General features: G+C 66.7%; 19 protein-coding genes. 8 read left to right on the top strand and 11 right to left on the bottom strand.

Features of this window, described 5'->3' with window-relative positions; translation table 11 throughout:
* The first annotated feature begins 194 nt into the window (after nt 1-194).
* The 4 genes from A5787_RS25835 (at nt 195) to A5787_RS25820 (ending at nt 5,249) form a co-directional block, all read left to right on the top strand.
* Nucleotides 195-1,253, top strand: coding sequence for a S1C family serine protease (locus tag A5787_RS25835; RefSeq protein ID WP_066972461.1), 1,059 nt, complete (start codon nt 195-197; stop codon nt 1,251-1,253).
* A 121-nt stretch (nt 1,254-1,374) separates the two neighbouring features.
* Nucleotides 1,375-3,150 (top strand): maltose alpha-D-glucosyltransferase, encoded by a 1,776-nt coding sequence (treS, locus tag A5787_RS25830; RefSeq protein ID WP_066972492.1) that lies wholly within the window; start codon nt 1,375-1,377, stop codon nt 3,148-3,150.
* The gene (locus A5787_RS25825; RefSeq protein ID WP_066972458.1) at nt 3,147-4,499 is read left to right on the top strand and encodes a phosphotransferase; all 1,353 of its coding nucleotides are present in this window, start codon (nt 3,147-3,149) and stop codon (nt 4,497-4,499) included. The genes treS and A5787_RS25825 overlap by 4 nt, the downstream gene beginning before the upstream one ends.
* Before the next feature lie 33 nt (nt 4,500-4,532).
* Nucleotides 4,533-5,249, top strand: a complete 717-nt coding sequence (locus A5787_RS25820) for a YoaK family protein (RefSeq protein ID WP_369829163.1) — start codon at nt 4,533-4,535, stop codon at nt 5,247-5,249.
* A 41-nt stretch (nt 5,250-5,290) separates the two neighbouring features.
* Here A5787_RS25820 and ag85C read toward each other — a convergent pair whose 3' ends face one another.
* From ag85C to A5787_RS27905, 6 genes are all read right to left on the bottom strand, one after another.
* On the bottom strand, nt 5,291-6,322 hold the full coding sequence (ag85C, locus tag A5787_RS25815) for a diacylglycerol acyltransferase/mycolyltransferase Ag85C (protein WP_066972455.1): 1,032 nt from the start codon (nt 6,320-6,322) through the stop codon (nt 5,291-5,293).
* 185 nt (nt 6,323-6,507) lie between these two features.
* On the bottom strand, nt 6,508-7,335 hold the full coding sequence (locus tag A5787_RS25810; RefSeq protein WP_066972452.1) for an ABC transporter permease: 828 nt from the start codon (nt 7,333-7,335) through the stop codon (nt 6,508-6,510).
* A complete protein-coding gene (locus A5787_RS25805) occupies nt 7,325-8,146 on the bottom strand; it encodes an ATP-binding cassette domain-containing protein (protein ID WP_066972449.1) in 822 nt (273 codons plus the stop codon). Before A5787_RS25805 ends, A5787_RS25810 begins: the two co-directional genes overlap by 11 nt.
* A complete protein-coding gene (locus A5787_RS25800) occupies nt 8,143-8,604 on the bottom strand; it encodes a MarR family winged helix-turn-helix transcriptional regulator (protein ID WP_066972444.1) in 462 nt (153 codons plus the stop codon). Before A5787_RS25800 ends, A5787_RS25805 begins: the two co-directional genes overlap by 4 nt.
* A 56-nt stretch (nt 8,605-8,660) precedes the next feature.
* On the bottom strand, nt 8,661-9,158 hold the full coding sequence (locus tag A5787_RS25795; protein WP_066972441.1) for a metallophosphoesterase: 498 nt from the start codon (nt 9,156-9,158) through the stop codon (nt 8,661-8,663).
* A gap of 123 nt (nt 9,159-9,281) precedes the next feature.
* Nucleotides 9,282-9,452: a hypothetical protein gene (locus A5787_RS27905; protein ID WP_197507410.1), complete on the bottom strand. Its 171-nt coding sequence runs from the start codon at nt 9,450-9,452 to the stop codon at nt 9,282-9,284.
* A 95-nt stretch (nt 9,453-9,547) separates the two neighbouring features.
* Between A5787_RS27905 and A5787_RS25790 the strand changes: the two genes are divergently transcribed.
* Complete coding sequence (locus tag A5787_RS25790; protein ID WP_066972438.1) at nt 9,548-10,003, top strand: MaoC family dehydratase; 456 nt, start codon at nt 9,548-9,550, stop codon at nt 10,001-10,003.
* 94 nt (nt 10,004-10,097) lie between these two features.
* Here A5787_RS25790 and A5787_RS25785 read toward each other — a convergent pair whose 3' ends face one another.
* Both A5787_RS25785 and A5787_RS25780 read right to left on the bottom strand, forming a co-directional pair.
* The gene (locus A5787_RS25785; RefSeq protein ID WP_066972486.1) at nt 10,098-11,393 is read right to left on the bottom strand and encodes an acyl-CoA dehydrogenase family protein; all 1,296 of its coding nucleotides are present in this window, start codon (nt 11,391-11,393) and stop codon (nt 10,098-10,100) included.
* 81 nt (nt 11,394-11,474) lie between these two features.
* Entirely contained in the window at nt 11,475-12,173 is a 699-nt protein-coding gene (locus A5787_RS25780; RefSeq protein ID WP_066972435.1) for a GAF and ANTAR domain-containing protein, read from the bottom strand.
* A 173-nt stretch (nt 12,174-12,346) separates the two neighbouring features.
* Here A5787_RS25780 and A5787_RS25775 point away from each other — a divergent pair, with 173 nt between their 5' ends.
* Nucleotides 12,347-13,243 carry a manganese catalase family protein gene (locus A5787_RS25775; protein ID WP_066972432.1) on the top strand — a complete coding sequence of 299 codons (897 nt, stop codon included), beginning with the start codon at nt 12,347-12,349 and terminating at the stop codon, nt 13,241-13,243.
* 56 nt (nt 13,244-13,299) lie between these two features.
* Here A5787_RS25775 and A5787_RS25770 read toward each other — a convergent pair whose 3' ends face one another.
* Both A5787_RS25770 and A5787_RS25765 read right to left on the bottom strand, forming a co-directional pair.
* Nucleotides 13,300-13,878, bottom strand: coding sequence for a hemerythrin domain-containing protein (locus tag A5787_RS25770; RefSeq protein ID WP_066972429.1), 579 nt, complete (start codon nt 13,876-13,878; stop codon nt 13,300-13,302).
* Nucleotides 13,879-13,965: 87 nt separating this feature from the next.
* Entirely contained in the window at nt 13,966-15,057 is a 1,092-nt protein-coding gene (locus tag A5787_RS25765) for a F420-dependent hydroxymycolic acid dehydrogenase (protein WP_066972426.1), read from the bottom strand.
* A gap of 53 nt (nt 15,058-15,110) precedes the next feature.
* Between A5787_RS25765 and A5787_RS25760 the strand changes: the two genes are divergently transcribed.
* Both A5787_RS25760 and A5787_RS25755 read left to right on the top strand, forming a co-directional pair.
* Complete coding sequence (locus tag A5787_RS25760) at nt 15,111-15,716, top strand: GNAT family N-acetyltransferase (RefSeq protein WP_066972423.1); 606 nt, start codon at nt 15,111-15,113, stop codon at nt 15,714-15,716.
* A 46-nt stretch (nt 15,717-15,762) separates the two neighbouring features.
* Nucleotides 15,763-16,119 carry a hypothetical protein gene (locus A5787_RS25755; RefSeq protein WP_066972420.1) on the top strand — a complete coding sequence of 119 codons (357 nt, stop codon included), beginning with the start codon at nt 15,763-15,765 and terminating at the stop codon, nt 16,117-16,119.
* A gap of 31 nt (nt 16,120-16,150) precedes the next feature.
* On the opposite strand, the gene A5787_RS25750 is transcribed toward A5787_RS25755, so the two are convergent.
* Nucleotides 16,151-16,825 carry a TetR family transcriptional regulator gene (locus A5787_RS25750; RefSeq protein ID WP_066972417.1) on the bottom strand — a complete coding sequence of 225 codons (675 nt, stop codon included), beginning with the start codon at nt 16,823-16,825 and terminating at the stop codon, nt 16,151-16,153.
* Nucleotides 16,826-16,831: the final 6 nt, after the last annotated feature.

The raw sequence follows: 16,831 nt of genomic DNA, 5'->3' as shown, positions 1-16,831 counted from the left end.
TGCGCTGCAGAACTGGAGGAATGTCATGGCGGACAAGGCGAACGCTTCTCACGGGGCGGGGGAGCGGGCCAAACGGGGACTGACCACCGTCCTGCATAGCTATCTGCATTACGGTTATACAGATTGAGTTGTGTCGCCCAGACGCGGAGGCTGGGCCAATTCTGGTTCTGATCGCGAAGCAGGAGGTGACGGGGATGGGCAAATGGCACCACCGCTCAGTCGGGTGGTCACGGTTGGTCAGCGTGCTGGCTGTGGGCGCACTGGGCCTGGGCCTGGCCGCGGCGCCGGCGTCCGCCGCACCCCCGGGGCCGTCGCAGGACCGGCCGTTGGCGCCGCTCGACCCGTCGGGCATTGTCGGCAAGGTCGGGCCGCAGGTGGTCGACATCAGTACCAAATTCGGCTACAACAACGCGGTCGGCGCGGGGACCGGCATCGTCATCGATCCGGGCGGCGTCATCCTGACCAACAACCACGTCATCTCGGGGGCCACCGACATCAGCGCGTTCGCCGTCGGCAACGGCCAGACCTACGCCGTCGACGTGATCGGCTATGACCGGACCGCGGACGTGGCGGTGCTGCAGCTTCGCGGCGGCGGTGGCCTGCCCAGCGCCAACATCGGCGGCGGGGTCTCGGTTGGCGAGCCCGTCGTCGCGTTGGGCAACGCCGGCGGTCAGGGCGGAACGCCCAGCGCGGTGGCCGGCAAAGTCGTCGCGCTCAACCAGACCGTCTCGGCCACCGACACACTGACCGGCGCCGAGGAGAACCTGGGCGGGTTGATCCAGGCCGACGCCGCAATCCGGCCCGGCGACTCCGGTGGGCCCATGGTCAACCAGGCCGGGCAGGTGATCGGCATGAACACCGCCGCCACCGACAGCTACAAGATGTCCGGCGGTCAGGGCTTCGCCATTCCGATCGGTACCGCGATGGGGGTCGCCGGACAGATCCGGTCCGGCGCGGCCTCGAACACGGTGCACATCGGCCCGACGGCCTTCCTCGGACTGGGCGTCACGGACAACGGCGGCAACGGCGCGCGGGTCGAACGCGTGGTCGGCAGCGGTCCTGCGGCGGCGGCCGGAGTCTCGGCCGGCGACGTCATCACCGGGGCCGACAACACGCCGATCACCGGGGCCACCTCGATGACGGACGTACTGGTCCCGCACCACCCCGGCGACACCATCATCCTGCAGTGGCGCGCCAAGGCGGGCGGCGACCGCAGCGGCCCGGTGACGCTGGCCGACGGGCCGCCGGCCTGATAGCCGCGCGGATAATGCCCGCCGCCCATCCAGCCCGCTTGCGGCACAGCGTGATTCGTCGCCTGGCAGCGGTGGTGATTCCCGATGTGGCGCGTCGGGTACACGTGGCATCGTGGAATTGATGAACGACGCACGAGACGCTGTCGAGCACGATCCAGCCGAGGGAAGTCACGTCGAAGGCGGCGTGGTCGAGCACCCGGACGCCGAGGATTTCGAGAACGCCGTCGCGCTGCCCGCGGACCCCACGTGGTTCAAGCACGCGGTTTTCTACGAGGTCCTGGTGCGGGCATTCAGCGACGCCAACGCTGACGGGCAGGGCGACCTGCGCGGCCTGATGGACCGCCTGGACTACCTGCAGTGGCTCGGAATCGACTGCATTTGGCTGCCGCCGTTTTACGATTCACCGCTGCGCGACGGCGGCTACGACATCCGGGACTTCTACAAGGTGCTGCCCGAGTTCGGGACCGTCGAGGACTTCGTCGCCCTGCTCGACGCCGCCCACGAGCGGGGCATCCGGGTGATCACCGACCTGGTGATGAACCACACCTCGGAGTCGCACCCCTGGTTTCAGGAGTCGCGGCACGATCCCGACGGGCCGTACGGCGACTACTACGTGTGGAGCGACACCAGCGAGAAGTACACGGACGCCCGCATCATCTTCGTCGACACCGAGGAATCGAACTGGACCTTCGATCCGGTCCGCCGCCAGTTCTACTGGCACCGGTTCTTTTCCCACCAGCCCGACCTGAACTACGACAACCCGGCCGTTCAGGAAGCGATGATCGACGCCATTCGCTTCTGGCTCGGGCTCGGTATCGACGGGTTTCGGCTGGACGCAGTGCCGTACCTGTTCGAACGCGAGGGCACCAACTGCGAGAACCTGCCCGAGACCCACGCGTTCCTCAAGCGGGTGCGCAAGGTCGTCGACGACGAGTTCCCCGGCCGGGTGTTGCTGGCCGAGGCCAATCAGTGGCCGGGCGACGTGGTCGAGTATTTCGGGGACCCCAGCACCGGCGGCGACGAATGCCACATGGCGTTCCATTTCCCGCTGATGCCCCGCATCTTCATGGCCGTCCGGCGCGAATCGCGGTTTCCGATCTCGGAGATCCTGGCGCAGACGCCCGCCATCCCCGACATGGCCCAGTGGGGTATCTTCCTGCGCAACCACGACGAGTTGACGCTGGAAATGGTCAGCGACGAAGAGCGCGACTACATGTACTCCGAGTACGCCAAGGACCCGCGGATGAAGGCGAACGTCGGCATCCGCCGCCGCCTGGCGCCCTTGCTGGACAACGACCGCAACCAGATCGAGCTGTTCACCGCGCTGCTGCTGTCGCTGCCCGGCTCGCCGGTCCTCTACTACGGCGACGAGATCGGCATGGGCGACGTGATCTGGCTGGGTGACCGCGACGGGGTGCGCACCCCGATGCAGTGGACACCCGACCGCAACGCCGGGTTTTCCACCGCCAACCCCGGCCGGCTGTACCTGCCGCCGAGCCAGGACCCGGTCTACGGATACCAGTCCGTCAACGTGGAGGCCCAGCGCGACACCTCGACGTCCCTGCTCAACTTCACCCGCACGATGCTCTCGGTGCGGGGGCGGCACAAAGCTTTTGCGATCGGCAACTTCGAGGAACTGGGCGGCTCGAACCCGTCCGTGCTGGCGTTCGTGCGCCAAGCCGGTGACAACGGAGACACCGTGCTGTGCGTCAACAACCTGTCGCGGTTCCCCCAGCCGATCGAGCTGAACTTGCAGCACTGGAGCGGCTGCACGCCGGTGGAGCTGACCGGACACGTGGAATTTCCCCGCGTCGGTCACCTGCCCTACCTGCTGACATTGCCGGGACACGGGTTCTACTGGTTCCAGTTGTCCCCCGCTGCTGAGGAGAACTCATGACTTCCCCCGCCAAGCTGCCCTGGTCGGAGTGGCTGCCACAACAGCGTTGGTACGCCGGACGCAACCGGCAGCTATCGGGAGCCCAGGCCGTCGTCGTCGTCCCGCTGCGGGACGACCTCGACCTCGTGCTGGTCGACGTCGACTATGCCGACGGTTCCGCGGAGCGCTACCAGGTGATCGTCGAGTGGGATTCGGCGCCCGTCTCGGAGTACAGCACCGTGGCCACGATCGGCGCCGCGGACGATCGGACCGGCTTCGACGCCCTCTACGACGTCGACGCCCCCCGGTTCCTGCTGTCGTTGGTCGACTCCTCGGACGTCCGCGGTGCGTCCGGCGTCGACGTGACGTTCGCCAAGGAACCCGGCGTTGAGCTGCCGCTCGATGCGATGCCGCATGTCTCCGATGCCGAGCAGAGCAACACCAGCGTGATCTTCGATCGGCGGGCCATCTTCAAGGTGTTTCGCCGCGTCAGCAGCGGCATCAACCCCGACATCGAACTGAACCGGGTGCTCGCCCGCGCGGGCAACCCGCACGTGGCGCGGTTGCTCGGCACCTACGAGATGGCCTCGCGGGATGGCGGGCAGGGCGATGAGGCCTGGCCGCTGGGCATGGTGACCGAGTTTGCGTCGAATGCCGCCGAAGGCTGGGCGATGGCCAGCGCCAGCATCCGGGACCTGTTCGCGGAGGGCGACCTGTATGCCTACGAAGTCGGCGGCGACTTCGCCGCCGAGTCCAACCGGCTGGGCGAAGCCGTCGCCTCCGTGCACGCCACCCTCGCCGAGTGCCTGGGGACGGCCGAGAGCACCTTCCCGGTGGACACAGTGCTGGCGCGGCTGTCGTCGACCGTCGCGAAGGTTCCGGAACTCGAGGAGTACGCGGCGACGATCGAAGAGCGGTTCGGCAAGCTCGCCGGCGAGACGGTCACCGTGCAGCGCGTGCACGGGGACCTGCACCTGGGACAGGTGCTGCGGACCCCGGAGAGCTGGCTGCTGATCGACTTCGAAGGGGAGCCGGGGCAGCCGCTCGACGAGCGGCGGGCGGCGGACTCGCCGCTGCGCGATGTGGCCGGTATCTTGCGCTCCTTCGAGTACGCCGCCTACGGACCACTGCTCGATCAGGGTGGCGACAAGCAACTCGCCGCCCGAGCCCGGGAATGGATCGAGCGCAACTGCGCGGCGTTCTGCGACGGCTATGCGGCCGTCTCGGGGATCGACCCGCGGGATTCGGCGCAGCTGCTGGCCGCCTACGAACTCGACAAGGCGGTTTACGAGGCCGGCTACGAGGCGCGGCACCGGCCCGGCTGGCTGCCGATCCCGTTGCGTTCCATCGCCCGGCTGACGGCAGCCTAGATGCGGCTGCGCCGACGGGCCGTGTCTGACAGCATGTCCCGCGTGGGAAGTCGGATGTTCAACAGCGAGTCGAGGTTGTCGTGGGTGCTGGCCGGGTTGGCCGGCGTGCTGGGAGCGACAGCGTTCACCCATTCCGCCGGATACTTCGTCACGTTCATGACGGGCAACGCCCAGCGGGCCGCGCTGGGCTATTTCCGCGGCGACGTGCTGCTCTCGATGACGGCGGCGTTGCTGCTGGTGTGCTTCGTCGCGGGCGTGGTGATCGCGTCGGTGTGTCGCCGGCACTTCTGGGTGGCGCATCCGCACGGCCCGACCGTTCTCACGACGTTCAGCCTGCTGGCTGCCACCGTGGTGGACGTCCTCGATGAGGGATGGGAAGAAAATCTCCTCGATTTCGCGCCGATTATGTTGGTGGCCTTCGCGATTGGTGCGTTGAACACCTCGTTCGTCAAGGATGGCGAGGTGTCGGTGCCGTTGAGCTACGTGACCGGCACCCTGGTCAAGATGGGCCAGGGCATCGAACGTCATATCGCGGGGGGAACGGCGGCGGACTGGCTCGGCTATTTCCTGCTGTTCACCAGCTTCGTCCTGGGGGCCATCGTCGGCGGCTGCATCAGCCTGGTCGTCAACGGCACCTGGATGCTGGTGGTCGCCACGGCCGTGTCCGCGTTGACGACCGGCTATACGTACTTCCACCAGGACCGGCGCGCGCTGCTGAACGACCGGTCACAAAAAAAGCATCGGCAGTAGCGCTGACCGGTGCGCTACTGCCGATGCTGGCTTGGAGGGTTTCAGGCCGCCGGTTGCGCCGGTTGCGCCGGCTGGGCGGTGGCGTTGACGGCGTTGAGCACCTGCAGGATGTCGGGCTTCATGGCGACCAGCTGCTGGTTCCAGTACGGCCACGAGTGGGTCCCGTTCGCCGGGAAGTTGAACGTCCCGTTGCGACCGCCCGCGGCCGCGTAGCTGTTCTGGAACTGCTGGTTGGTCCGCAGCGTCAGGCCCTCCAGGAACTTCGCCGGCATGTTGTCGCCGCCGAGGTCGCTGGGTGTGCCGTTACCGCAGTAGAGCCAGATCCGGGTGTTGTTGGCGACCAACCGGGGGATCTGGAGCATCGGGTCGTTGCGCTTCCACGCCGGGTCGGAGGACGGGCCCCACATGCTGTTGGCGTTGTAGCCGCCCGAGTCGTTCATCGCCAGACCGATCAGGGTCGGCCACCAGCCCTCGGACGGGTTGAGGAAGCCCGAAAGTGAAGCGGCGTAGGGGAATTGCTGCGGGTAGTACGACGCGAGAATCAGTGACGAGCCGCCCGACATCGACAGGCCCACCACGGCGTTGCCGAACGGCGACACCTGCTTGTTGGCCTGCAGCCACGCGGGCATTTCCTGGGTCAGGAACGTCTCCCACTTGTAGGTGTAGTTCTGGCCGTTGCCCGATGACGGTTGGTACCAGTTGCTGTAGAAGCTGGACTGGCCGCCGACGGGCATGATCACCGACAGGCCGGACTGGTAGAACTCCTCGAAGGCCGGGGTGTTGATGTCCCAACCGTTGTAATCCTCCTGCGCCCGCAGGCCGTCGAGCAGATAGACCGCGTGCGGTCCGCCCCCCTGGAATTGGACCTTGATGTTGCGGCCCATCGACGGCGACGGCACCTGCAGGTATTCCACTGGCAGACCGGCCTTCGAGAACGCCCCCGCGGTGGCCAAGCCGCAGCCGGTGGCGACCAGGCCGGACAGCAGGGCGGCCCCAACAGCGGCGATAGCCAGCCGGCGCGGCGCACTCGCTGCTGCGCCACGCAACTTCCGTACCTCTTCGAAGAACGACATAGCTCTCTACCCATCCCAACTTTCATCTGCCGCATGACGCGGACGAATCTGTTCGCCAGCGCAGTGAAACACAGGGGGAGGACGTAATTCGCCTGTCGCGGCCGCGGTGCTAGATCGCGGTTGGTTAACGATTGGGCCTCGGCCCGGAATCGTCACATTCAGGTCACGACGAGCGCAGGCGACAACTAGGCGACGAGTCGGCGCAAAAGCGTTGAGGCCGTGGCGATTCCGACCACCGCGGCGACCAACAACACCACGACATCGGCCGGATTGAACGGGGTGCCGATCAACAGCGCCCGCAGCGCGTCCACCTCGTAGCTGAGCGGGTTGACCTTGCTCAGCGCGTGCAGCCAGGCGGGCATCACGTCGACCGGGTACAGCGCGTTGGACGCGAAGAACAACGGCATGGTGATGGCTTGCCCGATGCCCATCAGGCGATCGCGGCTGAGGACGAGGCCGGCCAGGGTCATCGACAGGCAGGCGAAGAACCCCGCGCCGAGCATGACCACGGCCATCGCCGCCAGGATCCGCAGCGGATTGACGGTCAGGCCGACGTTCATCAGATAAGCCAGCGCCAGCACGCCGACGACCTGGGCGACCGACCGCACTCCGGCCGCGAACGCCTTCCCGGTGATCAGCGCGGATGCCGGCGCCGGCGTCACCATGAGCTTGGCCAGCACTCCGGCGTCCCGATCCCAAATGATCTGTATCCCATAGAAAATCGAGATGAACAACGCCGACTGGGCGATGATCCCCGGCGCCAGGAAGGCGAGATAGGACACCGGCCCGGTGTGGATGACGTGCAGCTTGCTGAAGGTTGTGCCGAAGATCAGCAGCCACAGCGCGGGCTGCACCATCCGGGTGACGAGCTCGGTCCGGTCTTGCTGCAGCTTCTGCAGTTCGACGATGGCGAACGCGCCGACGCGCGCCAGGGTTGTCTGGACCCGTTGCCATCCGCGCGGGGCGCGAACCAGGGTGGCCGCGGGGGCGTTGCGGACGCTATCAACTGGCACGGCTGGCAACCTTTCTGCTGGAACGGATTTCACGGAAAGACACGGATGCTTGCGACTGGTCGGAGAGATCGGATGCCGCGTAGTGGCGGAACACATCCTCGAGCGTGGCGCCGGGCGACACCTGTGATTTCAGCTCGGCGGGCGTGCCCACGGCGCGCAACTCACCTCGGTGCATCAGCGCGACCCGATCACACAGCGCGTCGGCCTCTTCCATGTAGTGGGTGGTGAGCAGCACGGTCATGCCGAATTGGGCCTGCATGCTGCGCACCTGCCGCCAGACGCCGTCGCGGGCGATCGGGTCCAGCCCGACGGTCGGTTCGTCGAGCACCAGCAGCGACGGCCGGTTCACCAGCGCCTGGGCCACCTCGAGGCGGCGCACCATGCCGCCGGAATAGGCTCCCGCCCGCCGGTCGGCTACGTCGAGCAGCTCCATGGCGTCCAGCGCCTGGTCGACCCGGTCGGCCCGGCACGCCCGCGGCACACCGTAGAGCCGCGCGAACCATTGCACGTTCTGCCGACCGGTCAACGAAGGCTCGATCGAGAGTTGTTGCGGGACATAACCGATGTTGCTGCGGATGTCGACGGTCTGATCGCGGGCGTCCATCCCGAAAATGCGTAGTTCGCCCTGCTGCACCGGCGCCAGCGTGGTGAGCAGGCGGACCAGCGTCGTCTTTCCCGCGCCGTTGGGCCCGAGCAGGCCCATGGTCTCGCCGGGCCGGACTTGCAGGGTCACGTCGTCGACCGCGGTGAATTGGCCGTAGCGGTAGGACAGGTTCTGGCAGTCGATCGCCATCGGCAGTCGTTCGCTCATGATCGCCGCTCCTGTAGTCGTCGGGTCATCGTGTCAAGGACCTCCAACCCCTTTGTGAGGGATTCGATTTGGTCGTCGTCGAGTTCGCGGAGCACGTCCGACAGCAACGCCCGCCGCGCGGCCCGAGACGCGTCGACGAGTTGCTGGGTGGGCTCGGCGAGCCGCAGCTGGCCGACCCGACGATCCGCCTCGCCGACGGTCCGGATGAGAAAGCCGTTGCCGACCAGCTTGGAAACCAGGGTCGACGCCGTGTTGGGCACCAGGCCGAGTTCCGCGGCGGCGACGCTGACCGAGATCCCCGGTCGCCGGCCGACGAGCCACAGCAGCTCCGCCTGCGCCTCGCTGAGCTGGGCGGAATCCAGCCCTCGACCGGCCGACCGGCGAAGTTGCCGGCGAAACCTGCCGACGACACCGAAAACCTCGCTGACCAGATCCGTGCCCAAGGTCGCCGCAGCCATATACCTCTGTTTACGAGCTAAATGTGGGTGCAGGCTGTGTAGGGGCTAGCTCCCCGCTACTTATCGAGCAAATGCAGCACGACGTCCGCCAGCTCCCCGTTTAACACCCGGGCAGTCATGTAGCTGCACTGCGGTTGCCGGCGGCGATCCGTCGGCGATCCCGGATTGAGCAGGCGCAGGCCCGTTGCCGTCGTCGTGTCCCAGGGGACGTGGCTGTGGCCGAACACCAGCACGTCGCTGTCGGGGTAGAGCCGCGACATCCGCCCATCCCGTCCGGCCGCGGCCCCCGTCTCGTGGACCACGGTCAGACGCAGTCCGTCCAGCGTGGCGTCGGCACGCTCGGGCAGCCGCGCCCGCAATGCCGGCCCGTCGTTGTTTCCCCAGCACCCGACCAGCCGCGCGGACCTGGCCTGAAGCGCGTCCAACAAATCGGGCGACACCCAGTCGCCGGCGTGCACGACGACGTCGGCGTCGGCAACCTCGCCCCACACCCGCGCGGGCAGGTCGCGGGCGCGCCGGGGAATGTGGGTGTCGGCGATCAGCAGCAGCCTCACACCGTCATCTTGCGCTAAGCGGGGCCGAGCCCGCGCTGACGGCGCCGAGCCTGCGCACAGAGTGCGTATTTCCGGGTCCGGGTAGCGCTGGACGCAGTCTCGATCGGCCGGGTGTGTGTGGCCTCACCCTCGTTGGCTGCGGGCTTCGGCGCCCGTTTCGCCGGCATCGATGGCGTCGTCGGGACCGCTCGCCCCGACGTACGAGCCGTCCTCGCCCTCCGAGGCGCGCGATCGAGCCTCGTGCACTTCGGGTTCTACGTCTTCCTCGGCTCTGTGGCCCTTGTTTTCCGGCATGGGTTTCAGGCTTCCCGCGCAGCGGCGCGCGAAACGGCCACGATGCGGCTCCGATAGGGTGCATGCGGGCATCGTCAGCACCCCGAGGAGAACCAATGCGCACCTTCGATTCAGTGGCCGACCTCGCCGCCGCCACCGGCGAACAGATCGGGCAGAGCGACTGGGTGACCGTCACCCAGGAGGACGTCAACCTGTTCGCCGACGCGACCGGCGACCACCAATGGATCCACGTCGACGCGGAACGGGCGGCGGCCGGTCCGTTCGGCACGACCATCGCCCACGGCTTCATGACCCTGGCGCTGCTGCCGCGGTTGCAGCACGAGATGTACACCGTCAACGGCATCAAACTGGCAATCAACTACGGCCTCAACAAGGTTCGCTTTCCCGCGCCGGTGCCCGTCGGCTCGCGGGTGCGCGCGCAAAGCTCGCTGGTCAAGGTCGACGACCTCGGCGACGGTGCCGTGCAGGCGACCGTGTCGACCACCGTCGAGATCGAGGGTGCCGCCAAGCCGGCGTGTGTGGCCGAAAGTATCGTCCGCTACATCTCCTGACGGCTCGGCGCTGGTAACCGCGAAACAGCAACTACTGCTGCGTTTTCCGGCGTGTCGTCGCGGACGTTTATGTGTCGCGAACGACGGCTCGGCGTTAGAACTCGGCGATCGAGTGTTCGAGGCGCTCGGCCAGGCGGGCCTGGGCTTCGGCGCGCCGGGTCGGTATGTGCTGAGACGGGAAAGGCGTTGCCACGGGCTGGTATTCGCGCAGCGTGCGGCGCGCCACCGTCATCTTGTGCAGCTCGGTGGCTCCGTCCGCGATGCCCAGCGACTCGGCGGCGACCATCATCTTGACGAACGGCATCTCGTCGGAGACGCCGAGCGCGCCGTGCAGGTGCATGGCCCGCTGCACGACGTCGTGCAGCACCTGGGGCATCGCGACCTTCACCGCCGCGATGTCGCGCCGCACCTTCTGGTAGTCGTGGTGCTTGTCGATCAACCATGCGGTGCGCAGCACCAGCAACCGGAACTGCTCGATCTGGATCCAGCTGTCGGCGACCTTCTCCTGGGTCATCTGGAAATCGGACAGTCGGCCATGCCTGGTCTTCCGCGACACCGCGCGCTCACACATCATATCAAAGGCGTTGCGCGCCAACGCGATTGAGCGCATCGCGTGGTGGATGCGGCCGCCCCCCAGTCGGGTCTGAGCGATCATGAACGCCTGGCCCTCGCCACCCAGCACGTGGTCGGCGGGAACCCGGACATCGGTGTAGCGGACGTAGCCGTGGCTGGCACGCTTTGACGATTCGGCACCCACGCCCACGTTGCGCACGATCTCGATGCCCGGGGTCTCGGCCGGAACGATGAACAACGACATCTTGTCGTAGGTGCGCGACTCGGGGTTTGTGACGGCCATGACGATGAAGAACGATGCGTGCTTGGCGTTCGTGGAAAACCACTTCTCCCCGTTGATCACCCAGTAGTCGCCGTCGCGGGTCGCGGCGGTTTCGAACTGCCCTGGGTCCGAACCACCCTGCGGCTCGGTCATCGAATAGCACGAGGTGATCTCGCCGTCGAGCAGAGGCTGCAGGTAGCGCGCCTTTTGCTCGTCGGTGCCGAACAGCGCGAGGATCTCGGCGTTGCCGGAGTCCGGCGCCTGGCAGCCGAAGACCGACGGCGCCCAGCGGGAGCGCCCGAGGATCTCGTTGAGCAGCGCGAGCTTGACCTGACCGAAGCCCTGGCCGCCGAGGTCGGGCCGCAGATGCGCGGCCCATAGTCCCTGGTCCTTCACCTGCTGCTGCAACGGCCGCAGTATGGCCATCATCTCGGCGTTCTTTTTGTCATACGGGTCGAGGGCGACGAGATCGAGCGGTTCGAGTTCGTCCGTCATGAATTTTTCGACCCAGTCCAGCTTCGCCTGGTATTCCGGGTCCGTTTCGAAGTCCCACACCGTGGCCAACCGTTCCCCGGCGCAGCGCCGCGCCGGACTCGTTGATAACGCCACCTCATCCTAGATGGCGGGGGCCGAGGATCAGCCGTCGCTGCGGGTCTCGATGACGCGCTCCGCGATGTCGACGAGCTTCGCCTGACTCTCCTGCGAAAGGGCGCGCAGCATCTCGAAGGCGCGCACATCGTCCACGCCATAGCGCTCCATGATGATGCCCTTGGCCTGGCCGATGCGGTCCCTGCTCGACAGCGCCGACTCCATCTGCTCCCCGTGGCGCCCGGCGATGATCGCCGCTGCGGCATGCGCGGCGAACACCGACCCGATGGTCTCGGCCTCGGTGTCCCACACGCCGGCTGTGAAGCTGAACAAGTTGAGCGCGCCGGCCGTACGGTCCGCCGTGTACAGCTTGAACGACAGGCTGCTCAGCACGCCGTGCCGCACGGCCGCCGGTGCGTATCGGGGCCATCGGGGCTCCTCACGGAGATCATCGGTCCGCACCACCGTTTGTTTGAGGGCGGCGTCGGAGCAGGGCCCCTCACCGAATTCGTGCTGCAGCCTGTCGAGCTCCGCCGCGAGGCTGTCGGTGTCGGCGATAGATTCGAATTCGCCGCCCTTTTTCACCAGCAGCACCCCGGCGATGTCGGCCGCCGGTATCAGCTGCACCGCCGCCGCGGTCACATCGGCGAGAACGCGCTCGAGCGCACGAGGCGCGGCTATCTCGCGGGAAAGCTGCGCCATGCGTTCGGCCAGCTCGTGCGTGGAATTCAGATTTGAAAGATCCATGAGACCGGATTCTGTTTGATCTGTCGGTGGTTTTGGCCCAGCCCAATGTAGGCACGGGTCGGTGTCGCGGCAAAATCGTCGGCCCGAAAATTTGCTGTGGCCGGCGTTTCGTCACATAGCCCACGGGTACCCGCCGTCGACCAGGAATATCTCAAACCCGCCGGGGAGGCCCAATGTTCGTGCACAACAAAGATCTTCAATTCGAGGTTCGGGTCGACCGGCCGGATCCACGCTTTGCAACGCTCCTGCAGGAGCAGTTCGGCGGCGCCAACGGTGAGCTCAAGGCCGCGATGCAGTACTTCACCCAGGCGTTTGCGCTGCGGGGGAAGAACCCCAAGATGTATGACCTGTTCATGGACATCGCCACGGAAGAACTCAGTCACCTCGAAATGGTCGGCTCGATGATCACGATGTTGCTCGACGGCCTCAACGACAACTTGAAGATCGCCAACGAAAAGTGTGACTGGATGCCGGCGGTGGCCAGCAATGACGGTCGCGAGCAGATCATTCATCAGGTTGCGGTCAACCCGCTGTATTTCGCGCTCAACGGGGGGACACCCGACGTGAGCAACTCGCAGGGAGTGCCGTGGATGGGGTCCTACGTCAACGCCAATGGCGATCCGACGGTTGACCTGCGCAGCAACCTGGCCGCCGAGTCCCGGGCCAAGATCGTCTACGAGTACCTCAAGCAGTTCACCGACGATCCCGGTGTGCAGGACACCTTGTCCTTCTTGATGACCCGTGAAGTCACCCACTACCAGCAGTTCACCGCCGCGCTTAACGAACTCCCGGTGAACTTCCCACCGGGGCAGCTGCCGGCCGACCCCCGCTTCCAAAACATCGCGTTCAACATGTCCGACGGCGGGGGCGAGTCGATTCGCGGACCCTGGAACCAGGGCCAGGGCCCGTGGCCCAAGGGCATGGAATGGGAGTATGTGGAGAAGCCGGAGCAGCAGTGGCTGGGCGGTACCGCTCGCCAGAACAAGGGCGCCGAGCAGAACCCGTCGGGGTCACCCGCCATCAACGCCGAGAAGCCGTTCACCCACGAACAGCGGACTCCCACAAGCTGATTGGATGCAGAAGGCCGGGTGTCGATCCGCTCGACGCCCGGCCTTGCTGTCGGCCCCTAGTGCACCTGCGGGTCCGGTGGGTTGTCCTCGCTCCGACCGGTGACGGCGTCGCGCACGTGGTCGACGATCGCCGCACCCATCCCCACCGTCTTCAGCACGGTCGGGTTGGGCGGGGTGTCCGGATGCGGGCGGGTCGGCGCCATTTTCTTTGCGGCCTCGAGTTTTTCGCCGATTTTCTCCAGATCTTCCCGGCTGATCGCCACCTCGACCTGCGGCCACACCACCTCCTGCTCGTAGGCAATGTGTTCCCGGCCCGCTTTCACGAACTCTTGCAGCGCCTCGTGGTAGTCGGGATCGCCCGGCTTGGCGTCCTCCAGCCGCTGCAGCAGCTTCTTTCCCGCCTGCTCCTGCTCGATCGCCCTGTCGGCGAGTGAATCACCGATCGCGTTGCGCACCGCGGGCCAGAAGAACTGCTCCTCGACCGCCTCGTGCTGCGACTCGGCGATGATCAGGTTGTTCACCATGGTCTCCAACCCGCTGCTCTCGGCGCCCGAGCCGGACGGGGCCCCGTCGAGGGCCTCCAACAAGCCGAGCACACTTTGGTGGTCCTGGCGAAGAAAAGTGATCGCGTCCATGCCTTGCCTTCCGTGGGATTGCCTGCGAGTACCCCGGTGGGATGTGTTGAAACGCAAGGGAAAGGCAAGCGAACCCCGAAGGATCCTTCAGTGCAGTTTCGGTAACACGTTGGTGCGGTAGAAGTCGATGGCGGTGACGGGATCGTCCTGCGGAAAGTGCAGAAACGGTACGGCTCCGGCGTCGAGGACCTTCTGCACGGCATCGACGTGGGGGGCGGGATCGGTGCCGACCGTCCAGTTGGCCAGCACCTTGTCAATCGGATTCGACTCCGCGGCGCGTTGGATCTCCACGGGGTTGGGTTGATCGACGGCCCCGGCGGTGAAGCGCCACAGGGTGGCTGCGCGGGTGGCCTGCCTAGTGTCCCCGACCACGCTGAACAACTCGGCGCGCTTGCCCAGGTTGGTGGCGTCACGTCCGGCCGCCTGCGCACCCGCGCTGAACGCGGCCAACAACTTCGCATTGGTGACATCTCGAGCCTGGGTGATCCAGCCGTCGCCGCATTGCCCGGCCACTCTTGCGCTCTTGGGTCCGCTGGCAGCTACGAAGATCGGCGGCGCAGTGGCCGGCACGTCGTAAAGCTTCAAGGAATTCGTCTGAAAATAGCGGCCGGCAAAGGATATTCGTGAACCGCTCCACAGCTGCCGGGTCAATTCGATCGCCTCGATCAGCCGGTCGCGGCGTTCGTGGTAGTTGCCGTACGCGTCTGTGGTGGCCTGTTCGTTGAGTCGCTCGCCGGTGCCCAACCCCAGAAACACCCGTCCCGGGCTGAGGATGGCCAGGGACGCGAACGCCTGGGCCACCGTGGCGGGGTGATAGCGATAGGTCGGGCAGGTCACCCCGGTGCCGAACGAGATGCGGCTGGTGCTTTTGCCGACCAGGGCCAGGGTCAGCCACGGAAACATCGAGTGCCCCTCGTTGTCCTGCCACGGCTGGATGTGGTCGCTGGCCCACGCGTACTGGAAGCCGGCTTGCTCGGCGGCCTGCGCCTGCGCCACCAGCTGATCGGTGCGGAACTGCTCATGGGATAGCACGATTCCCACGCCCTTGCCCGCCGGCGGCGGAGCGGTGGGCTTTTGGTCGGATCCCGATTTGCCGCAGGCTTCCGATAGTCCGGCGGGGCCGAGCGCTCCCGCGCCGGCGGCCATTCGCCCGAACGCTCGCCGCGACATGCCGCTCACCGGGTGAAGATACCCATCTGACGGCCGACCACCCACCCACTAGCCTGACGTGGGTGACCCCGCAAGTGCGCCCCGCGCGCAAAGCCGACGTTCGCGATCTGTCACGCACCCTGGCGCGGGCCTTCTTCGACGATCCCGTCATCATGTGGATCCTTCCCGACGAGCGCGCTCGCTCTGCGCAGGCGACCCGGTTGTTCGCGGCGATGACCCGCCACCATCATCTGGCCGGTGGCGGCGTCGAGGTGGCCTGCGACGGCCCGGGCATCGGCGCGGCCGCGCTGTGGGACCCACCCGATCGCTGGCGGCATTCGCGCCGCGAGGAGTTTGCGATGATGCCGAGCTTCATCCGGGTGTTCGGGTCGCGTTCGGCGAGGGCGCGCGGAGTGCAGGAACTCATGAAGCACTTGCATCCCGAAGAACCACACTGGTACCTGGCCGTGCTGGGCAGCGATCCCACGGTCCGCGGCCAGGGCTTCGGGCAGGCGCTTATGCGGTCGCGGCTGGACCGCTGCGACGCCGAGTATTGTCCGGCCTACCTCGAGTCGAGTAAGCCCGAGAACGTGCCGTACTACGAACGTTTCGGCTTCACGGTCACTCAGGAGATCCGGCTGCCCCACGGTGGTCCACCGATCTGGGCGATGTGGCGTACGCCGCGGTGAGGCGTTGCCCGCGTTTAATCGCGGGGCACCGGGGCAACCGTTGCGTATGGCTAGCAACACAGGCGACTTTCCCGACGAGGGCGGCCCGGGTGACACCCTGAGCGCGAGCGAAGGCACCGACTCCGACGAGCTGCGCAACGATGACGGCGACATCGTCGTCGACCCGCCCGAGGACTGGAGCGAAGCGAACCGCTTCGGGATGACCGCGCGTGAGGAGCGCGAAGGCGAATCGCTCGACGACCGGCTGGCCGAGGAAGAACCGGACGTTTCCGATGACGCCGCCGTCGGGGCCGGGGCGAGCGACGATGGTGGTCCCGGGCGGGTCGACCGCGGCCAGATCGACGGAACCCCCGAAGATGGCGACTCACTGTACGAGGTTGTCGACGAGCAGTCCGAGCGGTGAGTGCTCGGTTGTTCACTCCGCGAGCGTCGTCTTAGGGACTGCTCCGCCAGCCGGCGATCCCGATGGTGATCATCCGCAACTGCTTGACCGCTGCTCGCCGGATGTCTTCCAGCGCCTCCGTGGTCTGCGCGTCCTCGATCGCCTCGGCGATGACGATCATCGAGTTGACGAACAGGGTCGCCAGTATGTTCAGGTCCTCGGTGCTCCACGCGTTGAGGCCGGTGAATCTGGCGAGGTCGGTGGCCAGCTCGGAGGTGATCAGCCGCAGCTCGGTGCGGATCGCGTAGCGCAGGACGGTCACCCCGCCCGAGCGCTCCCGATAGATGAACCGCCAATGCTCGCGCCGTTCCGTGATGCTGGCGATGACGATCTCGACCGACGACTCGATCACCCGGTTCGGGTCGAGTTTGCCGGCGCGCGCGCCCCGCAGCGTGTCCCGCAAGGTGCGAAACGATTCGTCGATCAGGACCAGCCCAAGGGCCTCCATCGACTCGAAGTGCCGGTAGAAGGCCGCCGGCACGATCCCGACCTCGCGGGTCACCTCGCGCAGGCTCAGGCTGGAAAAACTGCGGTCCTGCAGCAGCTTGAGGGCCGCGGCGATGATTGCGCGGCGCGTGGCCTCCTTGCGCTCCTCGCGAGAGGGGTTGTCGCGCGCGCGCTCGCGGCCCGACCGATGCGGCCGTGAGCTGGGAGCACGGCTGTTCACTGTGTG

It is taken from the genome of Mycobacterium sp. 852002-50816_SCH5313054-b (assembly GCF_001667185.1).
Taxonomy (GTDB): Bacteria; Actinomycetota; Actinomycetes; order Mycobacteriales; family Mycobacteriaceae; genus Mycobacterium.
The sequence above is the reverse complement of the archived record's forward strand: the minus strand, read 5'-3'. Positions and strand labels throughout refer to the sequence as shown.

What these genes read in the sequence shown, in the direction of transcription:
- A5787_RS25805 (WP_066972449.1), bottom strand. Translation starts at nt 8,146, where the DNA reads ATGAGCGAACGACTGCCGATGGCGATCGACTGCCAGAACCTGTCCTAC.
- A5787_RS25780 (WP_066972435.1), bottom strand. Translation starts at nt 12,173, where the DNA reads ATGGATCTTTCAAATCTGAATTCCACGCACGAGCTGGCCGAACGCATG.
- A5787_RS25825 (WP_066972458.1), top strand. Translation starts at nt 3,147, where the DNA reads ATGACTTCCCCCGCCAAGCTGCCCTGGTCGGAGTGGCTGCCACAACAG.
- A5787_RS25820 (WP_369829163.1), top strand. Translation starts at nt 4,533, where the DNA reads ATGTCCCGCGTGGGAAGTCGGATGTTCAACAGCGAGTCGAGGTTGTCG.
- A5787_RS25755 (WP_066972420.1), top strand. Translation starts at nt 15,763, where the DNA reads ATGGCTAGCAACACAGGCGACTTTCCCGACGAGGGCGGCCCGGGTGAC.
- A5787_RS25835 (WP_066972461.1), top strand. Translation starts at nt 195, where the DNA reads ATGGGCAAATGGCACCACCGCTCAGTCGGGTGGTCACGGTTGGTCAGC.
- treS (WP_066972492.1), top strand. Translation starts at nt 1,375, where the DNA reads ATGAACGACGCACGAGACGCTGTCGAGCACGATCCAGCCGAGGGAAGT.
- A5787_RS25775 (WP_066972432.1), top strand. Translation starts at nt 12,347, where the DNA reads ATGTTCGTGCACAACAAAGATCTTCAATTCGAGGTTCGGGTCGACCGG.
- A5787_RS25800 (WP_066972444.1), bottom strand. Translation starts at nt 8,604, where the DNA reads ATGGCTGCGGCGACCTTGGGCACGGATCTGGTCAGCGAGGTTTTCGGT.
- ag85C (WP_066972455.1), bottom strand. Translation starts at nt 6,322, where the DNA reads ATGTCGTTCTTCGAAGAGGTACGGAAGTTGCGTGGCGCAGCAGCGAGT.
- A5787_RS27905 (WP_197507410.1), bottom strand. Translation starts at nt 9,452, where the DNA reads ATGCCGGAAAACAAGGGCCACAGAGCCGAGGAAGACGTAGAACCCGAA.
- A5787_RS25790 (WP_066972438.1), top strand. Translation starts at nt 9,548, where the DNA reads ATGCGCACCTTCGATTCAGTGGCCGACCTCGCCGCCGCCACCGGCGAA.
- A5787_RS25770 (WP_066972429.1), bottom strand. Translation starts at nt 13,878, where the DNA reads ATGGACGCGATCACTTTTCTTCGCCAGGACCACCAAAGTGTGCTCGGC.